Here is an 18,461-nt window from a genome sequence, read left to right as displayed (position 1 = left end):
GCAGACGCAGCAAAGACCCGCCATGAACCTCGACGCTATTCCGGTCGGCCCGAACGCTCCCTGGGACGTCAATGTCGTCATCGAAATCCCGCAGGGCGGGCTGCCGGTGAAATACGAGATGGACAAGGAATCCGGCGCCCTGTTCGTCGACCGCTTCCTGCACACCGCCATGTACTATCCCGGCAACTACGGCTTCATCCCGCACACCCTGTCGGACGACGGCGATCCCTGCGACGTGATCGTGCTGAACCCGACGCCGGTCGTGCCGGGCTGCGTCATCCGCTCGCGCCCCATCGGCGTGCTGATGATGGTGGACGAGGCCGGCGGCGACGAGAAGATCCTGGCCGTGCCGGTCGACAAGCTGAACCCCTATTACACCGACGTCGCCAGCTATCGTCAGCTGCCGGCCATCCTGATCGAGCAGATCGAACACTTCTTCACCCACTACAAGGATCTGGAGAAGGGCAAGTCGGTCACGGTCAAGGGCTGGGGCGACGCCGGCGAGGCCGCCGAAATGATCGCCAAGGGCATGCAGGCCCACCAGGACAAGCTGGCCGCCAAGAAGGCCGGCAAGGCCGCCTGATCCAAGGCGACATCGCTGAACGCATCGAGGCGTCCTCCGGTTGGAGGGCGCCTTTTTGCTGCGAGACGATTTGACGACGCCCTGCCCTCTCCCGCAACGGTTCGAGACGCCCTATCTCCATCCCATGACTGACCTCTCTCCCCGCGAAATCGTCTCCGAACTGGATCGCTATATCGTCGGCCAGGACGACGCCAAGCGCGCCGTGGCCGTGGCCCTGCGCAATCGCTGGCGCCGCAAGCGCGTGCCCGAGGATCTGCGTGACGAGGTGACGCCCAAGAACATTCTGATGATCGGCCCCACCGGCGTCGGCAAGACCGAGATCGCCCGGCGGCTGGCGCGGCTGGCGGGTTCGCCCTTCCTCAAGGTCGAGGCGACCAAGTTCACCGAGGTCGGCTATGTCGGCCGCGACGTCGACCAGATCATGCGCGACCTGGTCGAGAGCGCCCTGGTCATGGTGCGCGACCGCCGGCGCGGCGAGGTGCGGGCGCGGGCCGAGGGCGCGGCCGAGGACCGGATCCTGGACGCCCTGGTCGGCCCCGGCGCCGGGCCGGCGACGCGCGACAGTTTCAGGAAGAAGCTGCGGGCCGGCGAGCTGGACGACAAGGAGATTGAGATCGCCCTGGCCGACACCGCCTCGCCGATCCAGGGGCTGGACATCCCCGGCGGCGGGGCCGTGGGCCTGCTGAACCTGTCGGAGATGCTGGGCAAGATGGGCGGCGGCCGGACCAAGACGGTCAAGCTGACCGTCCGCGACGCCACTGCCCCCCTGATCGCCGAGGAGGGCGACAAGCTGCTGGATCAGGACAGCCTGACCAAGGAGGCGCTGATCCTGGCCGAGAACGAGGGCATCGTCTTCCTGGACGAGATCGACAAGGTCGCCGCGCGCCAGGGGGCCTCCGGCGCCGACGTGTCGCGCGAAGGGGTGCAGCGCGACCTGCTGCCCCTGATCGAGGGGACCACCGTCTCGACCAAATACGGGCCGGTGAAGACCGATCACGTCCTGTTCATCGCCTCGGGCGCCTTCCACGTCGCCAAGCCGTCGGACCTGCTGCCCGAGCTTCAGGGGCGGCTGCCGATCCGGGTCGAGCTGAAGGCCCTGACGCGCGACGACTTCAAGCGGATCCTGACCGAGCCCGAAGCCAATCTGATCCGTCAGAACCAGGCCCTGCTGGCGACCGAGGACGTCACCCTGACCTTCACCGACGACGCGATCGAGGCCCTGGCAGACGCAGCGGTGGCGGCCAATTCCGCCGTCGAGAACATCGGGGCGCGGCGGCTCCAGACCGTGCTGGAGCGGGTGCTGGAGGAGACCAGTTTCAAGGCCTCGGACCTGGCGGGACAGACCGTGTCCTTCGACGGGGCGGCGGTGCGCGACAAGTTGAGCGCCCTGACCAAGGACGTGGATCTGAGCCGGTTCATTCTGTAGCGGCGGGCTTGTTGCGGCGGCGGTTGCGGCGACGCATCAGCCGGTCGGCCATGGCCTCGGCGTGGCGCTGGGTGAAGGCCAGGGCGGCGGGGTTGCCGCGTTTGGCGCCGATGCTGTCGGCCACCTGGGCGCCGCGCTCGCCGATGGGCATGGGCTTGCCGGTGGTGGTGTCCAGGGCCGTCTGATGCTCGATCTCGGCGTTCAGCTCGGCGCCCATCAGGATCACCTGCACCGACAGCCAGGTCCACAGCAGGAAGCCCATCATGGCCGCCAGCGGTCCGTAGCTGTCGGTGCGGACGAAGTTGGTCAGGTACCAGCTGAAGACGAAGGAGACCGTCAGGCTGATCACCGCCGCGAAGATCGCCCCCGGCGTCAGCCAGCGCCAGCGCGCGTTCTGACGGCACGGCCCGAACCGGTAGATCAGGGTCAGGGCGGCCACATAGCCGACCAGCAGCAGGGGCCAGCGCAACAGGGCCAGCAGGCCCCACTCCTCTTGCAGACCGAACAGACGCACCACCACCGGCACCCCGACCACCAGCAGCGAGCTGAACAGGACGGCGGCCACCGCCCCCAGGGTGAAGCCCATGCACAGCAGGTTGTAGCGGACGATATTGCGCCGCTCGACCTCGTGATAGGCGATGTTCAGCCCGTAGAAGAGCACCTTGACCGCCCCATTGGCCGTCCACAGCGACAGGGCCAGGGTCCAGATCAGGGTGAAGGTCAGCTGGCCGTTCGAGTTCTGGGCCAGCCGCTCCATCTCCCCGCCCAGGAAGGCGGCGATGCTGCTGGGCATGACGCCATACAGGAACTGAAGCCGGCTCCAGGCGTCGGCCGGATCCGAGAACAGGCCGTACAGGGTCACGAATGTGCCCAGCAGGGGGAACAGCGACAGCAGGGTGAAGAAGGTCACGCCCCCGGCGACGAACCCGACCCGGTCGCCGAAATAGGAGCCGCCGGTGCGCCACAGGATGTCGCTCCAGCCCTTGTGCGGAATCTGTTCGGGGCGTTTGGCCAGGCGGCCGCGACCGGGCTCCTTGAGGTCGTAGTCCTCGGGCGTCGGGGGTTTGGGCGGCAGGGGCTCGGGACGGGGCGGGCGCAGCTCCAGCCCGACCTTGTGGCCCTGGGTGTAGAGCAGATGCGCGGCCCCGGCGCCGGCGGCCAAGCCGCCCGCCGTCGCGGCGACGAACTTCCACAGGCGGTCCAGTCCCCCGGCCGCCGCGCGCCCGCGCCGCGCCTGGGGTCTTTGGATCGCGGGGCGGCGGTGGCGTAAAGGCGGTTTGGGCTTGGACATCACCACGCCAACGGCCAAGCTGGCGCCGCGTTCCCTCGGCCCGGCTTGAAATCCCGGCCGCGAAGGGCCAATCACCCGGCATGACCACCGAGCCCCTCTCCCCCAAGCCGTCCGACGGCGCCGCGACCCTGCTGACCGTGTGGAAGGCCGCCCAGGCCCGCCTGAAGGGCGGACGCATCGACAGCCCGGCCATCGACGCCCGCCTGCTGCTGGAGGCCGCCGCCGGCGCCAGCCGCATGGACATCCTGACCGACCCCTACCGGATCGTCACGCCCGAGCAGCAGGCCGAGTACGAGGCCATGGTCGAACGCCGCCTGCGCCGCGAGCCGGTGTCGCGGATCGTCGGCAAGAAGGGCTTCTGGAAGATCATGCTGAACGTCACCCCCGACGTCCTCAGCCCCCGCCCCGACACCGAGACCATCCTCGACATCGCCCTCTTGGCCTTCGCCAAGACCCAGGCCTTCAGCATCGCCGACCTGGGCACCGGCTCGGGCGCCATCCTGCTGGCCCTGCTGGCCGAGCGGCCGGCGGCCCAGGGCGTCGGCACCGACATCTCGACCGAGGCCCTGGCCGTGGCCAAGGAGAACGCCGCCAACCTGGACCTGAACGAGCGCGCCGCCTTCCTGAGGACCGAATGGGCCGCGGGCTTCGGCGACGCCGGCTTCGACCTGGTGGTGTCCAACCCCCCCTATATCCCCACCGACCACATCCCGACCCTGGACCCCGAGGTGCGCGACCACGACCCGCACCTGGCCCTGGACGGCGGCCCCGACGGGCTTCAGGCCTATCGCGACCTGGCCCCCGAGGTGAAGCGTATCCTGAAGCCCGGCGGCGTCTTCGCCGTCGAGATCGGCTGGGACCAGGGGCCCCAGGTCAAGGCCCTGTTCGAGGCCCAGGGCTTCGCCGACGTCAAGGTGATCAAGGACCTGGGCGAACGCGACCGCGTCGTCACCAACGGCCCGGACCCGAGGACCAATCCGATCCCGCAGGAGTGATCGCCCACGGCAAGGCTTTGATTTACAAAGCTTTGCGCTAGGAACTCCCGCCCCGCCGCCGGATTGATCCCCCTCAGAAAGGGAGATCCGACATGAAGGCGTTGTGCTGGCACGGCAAGGGCGACATCCGCTGCGAGGAGGTGCCCGACCCCACGATCGAGGACGGCCGCGACGTCGTCATTCGGGTGACGAGTTGCGCCATCTGCGGCTCCGACCTGCACCTGTACGGCGGCTTCGTGCCGGGCATGAAGTCCGGCGACGTCATGGGCCACGAGACGATGGGCGAGGTCGTCGCCGTCGGCAAGGACAACCAAAAACTCAAGGTCGGCGACCGCGTCGTGGTGCCCTTCACCATCAGCTGCGGCGACTGCGACTATTGCCGGCGCGGCCTCTATTCCCTGTGCGCGCGGTCCAATCCGAACGGCGCGGAACAGGCCAAGATGATCGGCTATCCCACCGCCGGCCTGTTCGGCTACAGCGAGATGTACGGCGGTTTCGCCGGGGGCCAGGCCGAGTATCTGCGCGTCCCCTATGCCGACGTCGGCCCGATCAAGGTGCCCGAGGGCCTGACCGACGACCAGGTCCTGTTCCTGTCCGACATCTTCCCGACCGGCTGGATGGCCGCCGAGAACGCCAATATCCAGCCCGGCCAGACCGTTCTGGTGTTCGGCTGCGGCCCCGTCGGCCAGTTCGCCATCCGCAGCGCCTTCATGATGGGCGCCGAACGGGTCATCGCCATCGACCAGGTGGCCGAACGGCTGCAGATGGCCCGCGACGCCGGGGCCGAGACCCTGGACTTCTCGGAAGGCGACCTGCAGGCGCGGATCAAGGACATGACCCACGGCGTCGGCCCGGACGCGGTGATCGAGGCCGTCGGCCTGGAAAGCCACGGCTCCGGCAGCCTGCTCGAAAAGGTCCAGGAGACGGTGGCCGGCAAGATGGAGCGCCCCTACGCCCTGAACGAGGCCATCATCGCCTGCCGCCCCGGCGGCACCATCAGCCTGCCCGGCGTCTTCGTGGGCGGCGTGCCGACCATGATGGGCGCCTTCGTGGCCAAGGGCCTGACGCTGAAGACCGGCCAGACCCATGTGCAGAAATACCTCGAACCCCTGATGCAGAAGGTGGTCGACGGCCAGATCGACCCCAGCTTCCTGATCACCCACAAGATCGGGCTGGAAGACGGGCCGGACGCCTACAAGACCTTCCAGGAGAAGGCGGACGGCTGCATCAAGGTGGTGATCAACCCCTGACGCCGGTTTCAGACTCTGGACGAAAGAAAACAGTGTCTGAATCGTATGAATTGTCTGAAATCCGCCCTCCCCGATGACGCCGCTGGTCCAATGCCGACGAGCGGCGTCATCCTCTCATGGTTTCGGACCCTGGGGAGAAAGAGGGGGTGATAGTTCGTCAGGGCGTTGAAAACGAACGGGTTCGTCGCAGGAATTAGGTGCGCTGGCGCCGGTGCGGCGTCACCCTCCAGGTCGCGAAGCGGAATCGGGGAAGTCCTCATCCTCGATGGGCGGCGTCCAGTTCGGATCATGGACCGGATACCAGCCCTCAGCCAAATCCCGCCAATCCGGATTCGCCGCCTCGATCAGCTTCAGCTTCCAGTCGCGCAGCCACTTCTTGATCCGCTTCTCGCGGCGAATGGCCTCCACCACCCAGACGTGCTGTTCGAACCAGACCAGCCGGGTGCAGCCATAGGCCTTGCCGAAACCGTCGAAGGCGCCCGTCCGATGCTTCCACACCCGCGCCTCCAGGTTCGCGGTCATGCCGGTGTAGAGCGTGCCGTTGCGCCCGCTGGCCATAATGTAGGTGGCGATGAAGGTGCGATGGGTCGGCATCCGCACAACCTATACGACACACGACCTTTCGTCATCCACGCCGCCCCTCTCTTTCGTCATCCTCCGGCGAGCGCAGCGAGACCGGGGGACCCAGCGGCGCGCGAGAGCGCGAACCTGCCGCGGACTAGGTCTTCCCGCATCGTGCGGCGGATAGATCGCCTGACGGCGCCGCTGGGTCCCCCGGTCTGCGCCGCGAAGACGCGGCTTGCCGGAGGATGACGAAAGGCAGGCAGACCTGGCTGTTAAAAGCCTGCACATACCGATCTAAACAATGACTGTTCTTGATTTGTTTCATCAACCTGTTAGCTTTGATGGGCAGTTGGGAACTACGCAATGAACACCGACCGAATTGCTGAACTTTACGAGGCGCTGAACCGTGGCGCTGCTGGTCGAAAGGCTGGCAAAGCCACCATGACGGGCGCTGCATTGGTGGCGTCGCTTCTACCAGTGGTGGGCGGGCCTGCATCGATAGCCGCAGATGAAATTTCTAAGCGATTCTTCGAAGTGAACAGCGAAGAGCATTTGGCCGAAATAGAGCGTGTGCTGCTGGATATCATACCGCAAATCGGGATCGTCGAAGATCTAGCGGCGCGAGTTAACCTCCTTACTTCCAAAATGGACAAGGATGCAGATCTTCGAAAGTTGATTTCAGAATTGGTTGGAGGGATGGCTTCAGCGGAACTAGACGATTTTACAATCAACAATGTCGGCGGTCTTCAGAAGTTGACCGATGTTGTGATCGATCAAATGAGGCTTCAGTCTACTGCGATTGCTGGAGCAAGAACTTCTCTTGACCGCGTCTCAGTCACCGGACCTGTGAGATTCGACACTGACCACGCAAGCCAAGAAATATCGAACAGTGTCTTCAGGGGGCGAGGAGGCGGAACAACCACATTTTCTTCAATAAGGAACGCGCAGCTTGGGCAAGGCACCGTCGAGTTTGACGTTAGAGAACCGGGGAGCGTGATAGGCATGCGTGTCACACGCGTCGTGGGGCCCAATGATCCCGGCGGCTCCACAATATCGTTCTCGAACGTGCCCCGCCCTCGCCGTGACTAATGCACCCGCGCCTTCCCGATCTCCAACCCGCCCTCGCCGGCGGTGACGGCGATCACCCCGCCGTCCTCGATCTCGCCGGCCAGCAGTTTGCGCGCAATCGGGTCCACCAGCTCCTTCTGGATCACCCGCTTCAGCGGCCGCGCGCCATAGGCCGGGTCGTAGCCGCGGTCGGCCAGCCAGGCCAGGGCCGCGTCGTCCAGCGACAGGTTCAACCGGCGGTCGGCCAGCAGTTTCTCGAACCGTGACAGCTGGATCCGGACGATGCCGCCCATCTGTTCGCGGCCCAGGCGGTGGAACAGGATGATCTCGTCGATCCGGTTCAGGAACTCGGGCCGGAAGTGGGCGCGGACGGCGTCCATGACGAAGGGGCGGACGGCTTCCACATCGTCGCCCTCGCCCTGTTCGGCCAGATACTGGCTGCCCAGGTTGGAGGTCATGATGATCAGGGTGTTGCGGAAGTCGATGGTGCGGCCCTGGCCGTCGGTCAGGCGGCCGTCGTCGAGCACCTGGAGCAGGACGTTGAAGACGTCGGGGTGGGCCTTTTCGACCTCGTCGAACAGGACGACCTGATAGGGGCGGCGACGCACGGCCTCGGTCAGGGCGCCGCCCTCGTCATAGCCGACATAGCCGGGAGGGGCGCCGATCAGGCGGGAGACGCTGTGCTTCTCCATATATTCGGACATGTCGAGGCGGGTGATGGCGGCCTCGTCGTCGAACAGGAACTCGGCCAGGGCCTTGGTCAGTTCGGTCTTGCCCACGCCGGTCGGGCCCAGGAACAGGAAACTGCCCAGCGGGCGGTTGGGGTCGTTCAGGCCGGCGCGTGCTCTACGCACCGCGTCGGAGACGGCGGCCAGAGCCTCGTCCTGACCCACGACGCGGCCGCCCAGGGCGGTCTCCATCTGGAGCAGTTTTTCGCGCTCGCCCTCCAGCATCTTGTCGACGGGGACGCCGGTCCAGCGGCTGACGACGGCGGCGATCTGTTCGGCGTCGACGACCTCGGGCGTCAGGGGGCCCTTGCCGGAGGTTTCGTTGGCCTCGGCCTCGGCCAGCTGTTTCTCGATCTGGGGGATCTGGCCGTAGGCGATCTCGGACGCGCGGCCCAGGTCGCCGGCGCGCTGGGCGTTGGTCAGTTCCAGACGCAGGCGGTCCAGGGTTTCACGCAGTTGCGCGCCCTGGCCGACCTTGTCCTTTTCGGCCTTCCACTGGGTGGTCAGGTCGTCGGACTGGCCTTCCAGATCGGCGATCTCGTCCTCCAGCTTCTCCAGCCGGTGCTGGGAAGCCTGGTCGGTTTCCTTCTTCAGGGCCTCGCGTTCGATCTTCAGCTGGACCAGGCGGCGGTCGATCTCGTCCAGGGCCTCGGGCTTGGAGTCCACGGCCATGCGCACGCGGCTGGCGGCCTCGTCGATCAGGTCGATGGCCTTGTCCGGCAGGAAGCGGTCGGTGATGTAGCGGTTCGACAGGGTGGCGGCGGCGACGATGGCGCTGTCCGAGATGCGGACCCCGTGGTGGACCTCGTACTTCTCCTTCAGGCCGCGCAGGATCGACACCGTGTCCTCCACCGTCGGTTCGGCGACGAAGACCGGCTGGAAGCGGCGGGCCAGGGCCGCGTCCTTCTCGACGTGCTTGCGGTATTCATCGAGCGTGGTGGCGCCGACGCAGTGGAGTTCGCCGCGCGCCAGGGCCGGCTTCAGCAGGTTGGAGGCGTCCATGGCGCCGTCGCCTTTGCCGGCGCCGACCAGGGTGTGCATCTCGTCGATGAACAGGATGATGCCGCCCTCGGCCGCCGTGACCTCGGACAGTACGGCCTTCAGCCGCTCCTCGAACTCGCCGCGGTATTTGGCGCCGGCGATCAGGGAGCCCATGTCCAGCGCCATGACGGTCTTGTCGCGCAAGGATTCCGGCACGTCGCCGTTGACGATGCGCAGGGCCAGGCCCTCGACGATGGCGGTCTTGCCCACGCCGGGCTCGCCGATCAGGACGGGATTGTTCTTGGTCCGCCTAGCCAAGACCTGGATGGTGCGGCGGATTTCCTCGTCGCGGCCGATGACCGGGTCGATCTTGCCGTCGCGGGCGGCCAGGGTCAGGTCGCGGGCGTAGCGTTTCAGGGCGTCATAGCCGTCCTCGGCGCCGGCGCTGTCGGCGGTCTTGCCCTTGCGCACCTCGGCGATGGCGGCGTCCAGTTTGTCGGCGTTGGCGCCCGAGGCCTTCAGCACCTCGGCGGCGACCCCGCCCTCGCGCGCCAGGGCGGCCAGCAGGCGTTCGGTGGTGACGAAGGCGTCGCCGGCCGTCTTGGAGGCTTCCTCGGCGGCGGCGAAGACGCGGGCGGTGTCGCCGTCCAGATAGAGCTGGCCCGAGCCGCCGCTGACCTGGGCGCGCTTCTTCAGCGCGGTCTCGGTGTCGGCCTCGGCGCGTTTGGCGTCGCCGCCGGCGGCGGTGATCAGATTGCGGGCCAGGCCGTCGCGTTCCTCCAGCAGCACCTTGAGCAGGTGTTCGGGCGCGAACTGCTGGTGCCGGCGGGCCAGGGCCAGCGACTGGGCGGATTGGACGGCCTGTTTGGCGCGGTCGGAATAGAGATCGAGATTCATAGCGTCGTGTCCCCTCGGAAGGCGGAAATGGTCCGACGCGTCCTTTGGGACAAGCGACGCGTCCGTTCGCTGATGGAAGTGGGTGTGTTGATCAGGCCACACAAGTGCCTCTGGCGGCCCGCTGTTCGCCTTGACCGGGATCAATTGCGGCGGCGCGGGGTCCGTCAGGTTTCGTAAATGGAATATTCCAAAAAATGCAACGAACTAGCCCCCTTCACGCGTTTAAGGAGCTCGACCCACCCACTGAAAGGCGCCCTCTTATGCGCAAGTCCATTATCGCAATCGCCGCCGGCCTGATGGCCCTGAGCACCGTCTCGGCCCAGGCCGCCGCCCTCGACCAGAACCGCCCCGGCCCCGACCGCCAGGAGCAAACCAGGGACCAGCGCCAGGACGGACGCCCGGAAGGCCGCCAGGACGATCGTCAGAACGCGCGCCCGAACAGCCCCAACAACAGCCAGAACAACCGCCCGAACGCCAATCGCGGCGAGCACCGTGATTCCTACGGCAGCTGGCAGTCCAGCTGGGGTTCGCGCCCGCCGGCGCCGCCCGCGCACTTCAGCCGTCGCGGCAACTGGTACGCCCACGTCCGCGCCTGCCAGCAGCGCTACCGCTCCTATAACCCGCGCACCGACCGTTATGTGCCGCGCATCGGCCAGACGGCGATCTGCCGCCTGTAAGCTCTGATCTTTGATCTCTGACCGAGGGCCGGGCCGCTGATGCGGCCCGGCCTAGAGTCGCGTCTCCCAGGCCGTCCAGCCCGCAATCAGCACCAGCCCGGCCGCCATCAGTGCGCGCACGCTTGCGCCCTGGGTCCCGCCGCCCAAACGGCTCACGCGGGCGGCGGTGACGACGATAAGGGCGTGAACCGCCACACTGACGGCCACATGGATCCCGCCCAAGGTCAGCGCCTGGGGCAGGGCCGGGCCGTAGTCCGGACGCATGAATCCCGGCAGCAGGGCGATATAGAACAGCGCCGCTTTCGGATTCAGCAGATTGGCGGTCAGGCCCCGCAGGAAAAGCGCACGACGACGATCACGCGTCTCGGGCGCCGCCCTGGCCGGATCGCCCTCGCCCTTCCAGGCTTCCCAGGCGAGCCAGAGCAGGAACCCCACCCCCGCCCAGCGAATGGCCTGATACAGGGCCGGCCAGGCCAGCACGATCTCGGTCAGGCCGAAGGCGGCGGCCAGCATCCACAGCGTCAGCCCCAGGGTGATGCCCGCCACAGCCGCCAGCCCCGCCGTCCGCCCCTGCGCCAGAGACACCAGCGCCAGCCAGCCCATGTTGGGACCGGGCGTCAGCTCGATCAGGACGACGGCCGCCAGAAACGGCAGTATGACCCCCGGATCGACCGGCCCGTTCGTCAGAAAATCCATTCAAGCCTCCAATGCGATCTCTAGGCCGCGTCGGGGGGCGGGTCCAATCGCGGGGCGTTCGCCGCCGGCGGCTTCCGCGTGGCGGGGCCGGAACCTCCAGCTTCGCCATACGCTTTCAGCCGATGCTGAAATACAAGATGAACCCCCGCGTCTTCTGGGGCGCGAGCGCCATAGCCGGGGCCCTGCTGCTGGTGGCCCTGGTCGCGCCCGGCGCCTCGGACCTGTTCTTCGGCCGCGCCCAGGCCTGGGTGATCGACACCTTCGGCTGGTTCTATGTCGCCTCGGTCGCCGGCTTCCTGGCGGTGGCGGCCTATCTGGCCCTGGGGCCGACGGGCCGGTTGAAACTGGGGCCCGACGACGCCGAGCCCGACTTCCCCTATGTCTCCTGGCTGGCCATGCTGTTCGCCGCCGGCATGGGCATCGGCCTGATGTATTTCGCCGTCGCCGAACCGATCCAGCACTACGCCGCCCCGCCCGAGGCCGCGCCCGGCACTGTGGACGCCGCGCGAGAGGCCATGGTGATCACCTTCACCCACTGGGGCGTCCACGCCTGGGCCGTCTATGCGATGGTGGGGCTGAGCCTGGCCTATTTCGCGCACCGCAAGGGGCTGCCGCTGACGCTGCGGTCCGGGCTTTCGCCCCTGCTGGGCAAGCGGATCAACGGGCCGATCGGCGACGCCGTCGACATCTTCGCCATCTGCGGCACCCTGTTCGGCATCGCCACCTCGCTGGGCCTGGGCGTGTCCCAGATCAACAGCGGCCTGAACTATCTGACCGGCCTGCCCAATACGCCCTGGATGCAGGTGGGGCTGATCGCCCTGGTCATGGCGGCGGCGACCGCCTCGGTCCTGACCGGACTGGACAAGGGGGTGCGGCGCCTGTCGGAGCTGAACCTGGTCCTGGCCGTGCTGCTGATGCTGTTCGTGCTGGTGGTCGGGCCGACGGGCTTTCTGCTGAAGGCCCTGGTGCAGAATTTCGGCCTGTACCTGGACCATTTCTTCATCCGCACCTTCAACCTTTACGCCTATGAGCCCCGCGGCTGGATGGCCAACTGGACCCTGTTCTACTGGGCCTGGTGGATCGCCTGGTCGCCGTTCGTGGGCATGTTCATCGCCCGGATCTCACGCGGCCGGACGGTGCGGCAGTTCATCATCGGCGTGCTGCTGGTCCCGACCGGCTTCACCTTCCTGTGGATGACGGTGTTCGGAAACACGGCCATCAGCCTGGACATGGGCCAGGCGGCGGGCGCGATTTCGCAGGCGGTGCAGGCCGACCTGTCGACCGCCATCTTCCGCTTCCTGGAGAACCTGCCAGGGGCGGCGATCACCTCGACCCTGGCGGTGCTGCTGGTGGCGGTCTTCTTCGTCACCTCGGCCGACAGCGGCTCGCTGGTGATCGACACCATCGCCTCGGGCGGGGCGGACGACACGCCGCGCTGGCAACGGGTCTACTGGTGTACGCTGGAGGGGCTGACGGCGGCGGCCCTGTTGCTGGCGGGGGGCCTGAGCGCGCTCCAGGCCGCCACCCTGCTGGCCGCCCTGCCCTTCACCGTCATCATCATCCTGCTTTGTCTGGCCCTGATCCGGCAGATGAACGCCGACCTGAAGGGCGAGACGGTCGAGACCGAGACCCCGCCGCTGGGCGAACGGTTGAAGCGGATCTTCGCCCCGGCCAGCCGCCGCGACATCGGCCGCCAGATGCAGCGTCACGGCGCCCCCGCCCTGGCCGAGGTGCGCGAGGCCCTAGTCGCCGAGGGGCTGGACCAGAGCCGGGTCGAGGCGGACGACGAGGCGGTGTGGCTGATCGTGCCCCACGCCGAGGGCCGCGACTTCCTCTATCGCCTCGGCGCCCGGTCGCGTCCCCTGCCGGCCATCACCCCGCTGGATGCGCCGGAGGGGCGGCGCGCCATCGAATGGCGCATGACGGCCCAGACCGGCGACGGGACCCGGCCGCGCGACGTCACCGGCTTCACCCGCCAGCAGATCGTCGCCGACGTGCTGGACCATCTGCAGGCCTGGCGGCTGGCCTAGAGGAGAAAGGCGCGTTAGCGTCACGGCAGTCTTCGCCGGAGCCTTCCTGATGTCCCTTCGTCTGTCGCGCCGTTCCCTGTTCGCTTCCGGTGGCGCGGCGGCGCTGGCGGCCCAATCCGTGGGCGCTCCCGTCTGGGCCCAGGCGGCGAATGACGACGCCGCCCTGGCCGAAGCGGTGGACGCCTATGTCAAAAAGGCCATGGCGGCCTGGCCCGAACAGCCGGCGCTGGGAATCGCCGTGGTCAAGGACGGAACGCCGGTGCTGACGCGCGGCTATGGGGTCAAGCTTCAGGGCAAGGCCGCCCAAGCCGACGAACACACCCTGTTCGCCATCGCCTCCAACACCAAGAACGTCACCGCCGCCGCCCTGGCCATTCTGGTGGACGAGGGCAAGGTGAAATGGGACGCGCCCATCAAGACCTATCTGCCTGACTTCCGGCTGTCCGATCCGTACATCAGCGACCACATCACCGTCCGCGACACCCTGAGCCACCGGGCCGGGTTCGGCCTGGGCGCCGGGGACCTGCTGTTCTGGCCCAACAGCGACCGGACGCGGGCCGAGGTGCTGGCCCAGGCCGCCTTCGTGCCGATCGAGGACGGGTTCCGGGCGGCCTATCACTATTGCAACCTGATGTTCGTGGTCGCCGGGGCGGTGATCGAGGCGGTGTCGGGCCTGACCTGGGAAGACTTCATCCAGACCCGCATTCTGGACAGGGTCGGCATGACCGAGACCGTGCCCCTGGCGCGGCTGGCCGATCCAGCCAAGTCCGCCCTGCCCCATGGCCGGGTCGGACCGCCGCTGCGTTATCAGGGGGCGATGACGCCGATCGCAGACTCGATCGTCGAGGTGTGGAACTGGGATTCGGCGGCGGCGGCGGGCGGGATCTGCACCACGCCGACGGACTGGGCCAAGTGGATCGCGGTGCGGCTGAACGACGGCCTGTTGCCCGACGGAACGCGGCTGTTCTCGGAAGCGGCGGCGCGCGAGATGTTCAAGCCGAACATCATCGTCGGCAGTTCGCCCGGACCGACGGCGGAACTGCCGAACCGGGCCATCGCCTCGACCTACGCCATGGGGCTGCAGGTTCAGGACTATCGCGGCGAGCGGTTGATCAGCCACGGCGGCGGCTCGCCCGGCGGGATTTCGGCGACCGTGCTGATCCCCGGCCGCAAGACCGGGTTCAGCATCTTCTCGAACGCCGAGGAAAGCTTCCTGCTGCGCGCCCTGCGGTCGGGCATCGCCGACCTGTGTATGGGCAAGGTCGATGTGGACTGGATCGCGGACTCCAAACGGCTGGAGGCCGAGGGCGCCGCCAAGTCCATCGCCGCCGCCGCCGAGATCGACGCCAAACAGGCGGCCGGCGCGGCGCCGAGCATGCCGCTGGAGGCCTACGCCGGGACCTGGCGCGATCCTTGGTACGGCGACATCACCATCGTGCCGAAGACTCGCGGGAGGGGCCGCAACCTCAAGCCTGGCCTGTGGCTGACCTTCACCCACACTCCGGCGCTGCAAGGCTGGCTGGAACCCTATGACGGCGAGACCTTCCGCACACGTTTCCCGGACAAGCGGGAAGAGGACGCCTTCATCACCTTCAACATCCAGACCGCCAAACCGGCCACGGCGACGATAAAGGGCGTGTCGCCCGACATCGACTTCTCCTACGACTACCAGGATCTGAAGCTGACGCGGGTCTAGCCGGTCAGCGCACGATCTCCAGCAGCTCCAGTTTGGCGTCCTGCTTGGGCCAGGGCAGGACCAGGCGCCAGCGGTTCTGGCCGATCCGTTCCAGCACGCCGACCTGGTCGCGGCTGGGGGTTTCGCCATAGGCGGGGAAGGTGTTTTCCGCCTCGCCCCCGGCCTGGGTTCCGACATAGACCAGGCGACGATCCGTATCCGGATAAAGCAGGCCGCGCATCCGCTGTGCGCCTGTGGTCTTGGTCAGGATCAGGTCGCCGCCGGGGGTCATCTCGACCGAACAGGCGGCCCAGGGCTGTTCGACATAGGCGGCGCCTTGGCCCTCGACCCGCCGTCCCAGCTTGAGCGTGCGGCAGCGATAGGCGCCGGGCGCGGGCTGAAGCCGGCCCGGCTGGGCCGCATTGGGATCGACCAGAGGCCCGAGGGCCTCGACCTGACGGGCGAAGCCGGCCGTTTCCGCCTCGGCCCGGCCTAGGCGCCAGGCTTGGTCGAGACGACCCAGCAGGCTGGCGTCCCCGGCGGTGGCGACGCTGCGCCAGGCGTCGGTTCCGCCTTGCGCCACGCCAGTGGGGGCGGCCGCCTGTTGTTCGGGCGTCGCCCGGGCGGGAGGCGCGGCGCGGGCCGGCACGCCGGCGGCGGGTTCGGACACGGCAGACGACATCTCAGCCGCGCTGTTGGGGCTGTTCTCGCCACAGGCGGCAAGGGCGGTTGTGGCGGCCAGGGCGAAGAGGAGCGGGGTGCGGCGCATGATCGGGGCTTCCATCGGATGTGCCGAACCTAACGGCCAAGCCGCCGCATGGTTCAGTCAGCCGCCGGTGGTCGGGACCAGTTCGATCAGATCCAGATTGGACTCATACTGCGGCCAGGGCAGGACCAGCCGCCAGCGGGCCTCGCCGATCCGTTCCAGCACGGCGACCATGTCGCGGTCCGGATTGCGGCCGTAGGAGTTGGCGGCCGGTTCCTGCGCCAGGGCCATGGAGCCGAGCAGCAGCATGTGGCGGTCGTTTTCCGGGAACAAGAGGCCCGACGGACGTTGCGACCCGGTCAATTTGGTGAACTTCAGGCCGCGCGACGTCTGTTCGATCCGGCAGGCGAACCAGCCGTAGACGACATAGCCCAGACCGTCCTCGCCGCCCTGGGAGCCCAGTTTGACGGTGCGGCAGCGATAGTTTCCGGGCGGGGGCGCGACATCGGCGCGGCCCGCCTGAGGGTCGATCAGGTCGCCCAGACTGTTCAGATCGCCCGATCCCCGTTGGCGGCGCGCCTGTTGCAGGGCCAGGGTCCAGGCGGCGTCGCGACGCTGATACCGGTCGCGGTCCGCCGAGGTGATGACGCCGCGCCAGTCCATCAGCACCGCGCCGGAGCCGCCGCCGGACGGCGGGGGCGGCGGTGGAGGCGGCGGCGGGGTCGAGGCGCAGGCCGCGACGGCGACCACGGCGGTCAGGGCGAGGCCCCGAACCAGGGCGCGGAAGGTCGGGCGGGACTGAACGAACTGACGCATCAAAGCTTCCCTTAACGCTGGTCAGGCCCGACGCTTCTGGAGGGCCGGCCTTATGGCGAAGTCGTCCCTTTAGGCGCCGTATGGGCGGGCGCCGTCAAGGCCGCACGCCCATCTGGTCAGGACGCGCGCCTCAGTCTTCGCCGTCGGCGACGGCCTCGACCTTGCGGCGCGGCGCGCGGCGACGCGGCGCGGGTTCGGCGTCTGACGACTCGGCTGCGGGCGATGGGGCGGCGGGCGCCGGGGCGGACGAGCGGGTCAGGAAGCCCGGCAGGGCGGTCGGGGCGTCGTCGTCATCGGACGCCGCAGCGGCGACGGCTGGACGACGGGTGCGGCGAACCGGCCGCTCCTCTGCAGCCGGAGCCTCGACGGCGGGCGATTCGACCACCGGCTCGGCGCGCTCGGCCACGGGCGCGTCCTGCTGGACGCCGTCGGCGGCTTCGTCCGAACCCGCGTTTTCCTGGCCTTCGAAGCGACGGTTGCGTTCCTCGCGGCGACGTTCCCAGCGTTCACGACGGCTCTCGCGGCGACCGCCCTCGCCCTCGGCGCGGGCCTCGCCGTCTTCGCGCGGCTCGCGGGGTTCGCGCGGCGGCTGGGCGTCGCGGGTCTGATCGCGGTCGCGATCACGGTTCTGGTCGCGGTTTTGGGCCTGGTCGCGGTCGCGATCCCGGTCGCGAGTCTGGGATTGATCACGGTCGCGGTTGAAGTCGCGATCCCGGTTCTGGTCGCGGTTCTGGTCGCGGTCGTTGCGGTCGCGGTTCTGATTTTGGTCGCGCTCGGCGCCGTCCTGGGCCTGACGGTCGGCGGCCTGCTGGGCGGCGACGAAGGCGGCGGCCTGGGCGCCGGATTCGTCCTCGAAATCGATGTCGAAGCCCTGGTTCGACTGTTCGCGCGCGGCGATGTCGGAGAAGGACCGCTGGGGCTGAAGCGCGCGCAGGACGCGGTAATAGTGTTCGGCGTGCTGCTGATAGTTTTCAGCCAGCACCCGGTCGCCGCCGGACGAGGCGTCGCGGGCGAGCTGCTGATAGCGCTCGTACACGGTCTGGGCGTTGCCCCGGACCTTGATGTTTTCGGGGCCTTGCGAGTCCCACGAACGATTCGGATTGGCGCTGTTGGCGTTTGACGCGCCCGCCTTGTTCCGATTGCGTCCGCGCTGACGCTTCATGCCCTTGAAATCTCTCATTCGCGCTACCGTGTGCAGGGATGGAGCCCAGGCCAGCGGCCGGTTCCGTCCGTTTCGTGGTTCCGTTTCGCTCGGGGCCGATCCCCGATTGTCGAACTGTCGGAATGCCTTGTCGCCCGCATGGTGCGCCGGTCCTTTCGGGACCGACCGTCATGATCGGCTCAAGCCGCGAACAGCCGGATATAGGCCCGGAAAGCTGCGTTTGAGTGGGAGACGAGCGAGACTTAGCCTGTGCGCCGTCCCTTTCCAAGGGGTATTCGTCAAAGCGTCGCACCACAGGCTTAACAGCCCCGCTTTGCTGATGGCCCCCTGCTGGGCTAGGCATGACCTTTGCGACGACGACGAGGCTTTTTCCATGCGCGTTCTGGTTCTGGGCGGCGACGGTTTCTGCGGCTGGCCGACGGCCCTGCACCTGTCGGCCAAAGGTTGGGACGTGACCGTCGTCGACAACCTGAGCCGTCGCAACATCGACAACGAGCTGGAGGTCCAGTCCCTGACGCCGATCCGCACCATGGGCGAGCGGATCAAGGCCTGGAAAGCTGTGTCCGGCCGCGACATCGGCTTCGTCAATATGACGGTCGGCAAGGAGTTCGACCGTCTGGTCGCCCTGATCCGCGACCTGGCCCCCGACAGCGTGGTGCATTTCGCCGAACAGCGGGCCGCCCCCTATTCGATGAAGTCGGCGCGGCACAAGCTGTACACGGTCGACAACAACATCAACGCCACCAATCATCTGCTGGCCGCCATCGTCGAGAGCGGGCTGGACGTTCATCTGGCGCACCTGGGGACCATGGGGGTCTATGGCTACACCACCGCCGGCCTGCGTATCCCCGAGGGCTATCTGAAGGTCACGGTCGACACCGATTTCGGCCCGACCGAGCAGGAGATCCTGTTCCCG

16 protein-coding genes are annotated in these 18,461 nt (G+C 67.8%); 9 read left to right on the top strand and 7 right to left on the bottom strand.

The genetic code is table 11. The features are described 5' to 3' along the window. Nucleotides 1-22 precede the first annotated feature (22 nt). Complete coding sequence (gene ppa, locus Q7J26_RS10850) at nt 23-583, top strand: inorganic diphosphatase (protein ID WP_154726613.1); 561 nt, start codon at nt 23-25, stop codon at nt 581-583. 124 nt (nt 584-707) lie between these two features. Further along, complete coding sequence (gene hslU, locus Q7J26_RS10845) at nt 708-2,009, top strand: ATP-dependent protease ATPase subunit HslU (protein ID WP_304936460.1); 1,302 nt, start codon at nt 708-710, stop codon at nt 2,007-2,009. Here the strand turns inward: hslU and Q7J26_RS10840 are convergent. Beyond that, nucleotides 1,999-3,300: a YihY/virulence factor BrkB family protein gene (locus Q7J26_RS10840; protein WP_304936459.1), complete on the bottom strand. Its 1,302-nt coding sequence runs from the start codon at nt 3,298-3,300 to the stop codon at nt 1,999-2,001. The genes hslU and Q7J26_RS10840 overlap by 11 nt on opposite strands. An 80-nt stretch (nt 3,301-3,380) precedes the next feature. Here Q7J26_RS10840 and prmC point away from each other — a divergent pair, with 80 nt between their 5' ends. Then, nucleotides 3,381-4,295 carry a peptide chain release factor N(5)-glutamine methyltransferase gene (gene prmC / locus Q7J26_RS10835; protein WP_304936458.1) on the top strand — a complete coding sequence of 305 codons (915 nt, stop codon included), beginning with the start codon at nt 3,381-3,383 and terminating at the stop codon, nt 4,293-4,295. A 92-nt stretch (nt 4,296-4,387) separates the two neighbouring features. Next, nucleotides 4,388-5,545, top strand: coding sequence for a zinc-dependent alcohol dehydrogenase (locus Q7J26_RS10830; protein ID WP_287928317.1), 1,158 nt, complete (start codon nt 4,388-4,390; stop codon nt 5,543-5,545). A gap of 219 nt (nt 5,546-5,764) precedes the next feature. Here Q7J26_RS10830 and Q7J26_RS10825 read toward each other — a convergent pair whose 3' ends face one another. Then, nucleotides 5,765-6,139, bottom strand: a complete 375-nt coding sequence (locus tag Q7J26_RS10825) for a GIY-YIG nuclease family protein (protein WP_304936457.1) — start codon at nt 6,137-6,139, stop codon at nt 5,765-5,767. Nucleotides 6,140-6,472: 333 nt separating this feature from the next. On the opposite strand from Q7J26_RS10825, the gene Q7J26_RS10820 reads away from it, so the two are divergent. Continuing rightward, a complete protein-coding gene (locus Q7J26_RS10820; protein ID WP_304936456.1) occupies nt 6,473-7,198 on the top strand; it encodes a hypothetical protein in 726 nt (241 codons plus the stop codon). Here Q7J26_RS10820 and clpB read toward each other — a convergent pair. Then, nucleotides 7,195-9,783, bottom strand: a complete 2,589-nt coding sequence (gene clpB / locus Q7J26_RS10815) for an ATP-dependent chaperone ClpB (protein WP_304936455.1) — start codon at nt 9,781-9,783, stop codon at nt 7,195-7,197. The genes Q7J26_RS10820 and clpB overlap by 4 nt on opposite strands. A 260-nt stretch (nt 9,784-10,043) precedes the next feature. On the opposite strand from clpB, the gene Q7J26_RS10810 reads away from it, so the two are divergent. Beyond that, entirely contained in the window at nt 10,044-10,460 is a 417-nt protein-coding gene (locus Q7J26_RS10810) for a BA14K family protein (protein WP_304936454.1), read from the top strand. A gap of 51 nt (nt 10,461-10,511) precedes the next feature. Here Q7J26_RS10810 and Q7J26_RS10805 read toward each other — a convergent pair whose 3' ends face one another. Next, nucleotides 10,512-11,156, bottom strand: coding sequence for a LysE family translocator (locus Q7J26_RS10805; RefSeq protein ID WP_304936453.1), 645 nt, complete (start codon nt 11,154-11,156; stop codon nt 10,512-10,514). Between the two features lie 122 nt (nt 11,157-11,278). Between Q7J26_RS10805 and Q7J26_RS10800 the strand changes: the two genes are divergently transcribed. Both Q7J26_RS10800 and Q7J26_RS10795 read left to right on the top strand, forming a co-directional pair. Then, nucleotides 11,279-13,186 carry a BCCT family transporter gene (locus Q7J26_RS10800; RefSeq protein ID WP_304936452.1) on the top strand — a complete coding sequence of 636 codons (1,908 nt, stop codon included), beginning with the start codon at nt 11,279-11,281 and terminating at the stop codon, nt 13,184-13,186. Between the two features lie 49 nt (nt 13,187-13,235). Continuing rightward, nucleotides 13,236-14,882 carry a serine hydrolase gene (locus Q7J26_RS10795; RefSeq protein WP_304936451.1) on the top strand — a complete coding sequence of 549 codons (1,647 nt, stop codon included), beginning with the start codon at nt 13,236-13,238 and terminating at the stop codon, nt 14,880-14,882. Nucleotides 14,883-14,886: 4 nt separating this feature from the next. On the opposite strand, the gene Q7J26_RS10790 is transcribed toward Q7J26_RS10795, so the two are convergent. The 3 genes from Q7J26_RS10790 to Q7J26_RS10780 form a co-directional block, all read right to left on the bottom strand. Continuing rightward, nucleotides 14,887-15,630 carry a DUF4893 domain-containing protein gene (locus Q7J26_RS10790; protein ID WP_304936450.1) on the bottom strand — a complete coding sequence of 248 codons (744 nt, stop codon included), beginning with the start codon at nt 15,628-15,630 and terminating at the stop codon, nt 14,887-14,889. 57 nt (nt 15,631-15,687) lie between these two features. Then, nucleotides 15,688-16,383 carry a DUF4893 domain-containing protein gene (locus Q7J26_RS10785; protein WP_304936449.1) on the bottom strand — a complete coding sequence of 232 codons (696 nt, stop codon included), beginning with the start codon at nt 16,381-16,383 and terminating at the stop codon, nt 15,688-15,690. A 130-nt stretch (nt 16,384-16,513) separates the two neighbouring features. After that, on the bottom strand, nt 16,514-17,563 hold the full coding sequence (locus Q7J26_RS10780) for a DUF4167 domain-containing protein (protein WP_304936448.1): 1,050 nt from the start codon (nt 17,561-17,563) through the stop codon (nt 16,514-16,516). Nucleotides 17,564-17,918: 355 nt separating this feature from the next. Here Q7J26_RS10780 and Q7J26_RS10775 point away from each other — a divergent pair. Then, nucleotides 17,919-18,461, top strand: a 543-nt coding sequence (locus Q7J26_RS10775) for an NAD-dependent epimerase/dehydratase family protein (protein ID WP_304936447.1), incomplete at its 3' end; no start/stop codon positions are given.

The organism is Brevundimonas sp. (assembly GCF_030656255.1).
In the GTDB taxonomy this organism is placed as follows: domain Bacteria; phylum Pseudomonadota; class Alphaproteobacteria; order Caulobacterales; family Caulobacteraceae; genus Brevundimonas.
Note: the sequence above shows the minus strand (reverse complement) of the source record. Positions and strands in the feature narration are given on the sequence as shown.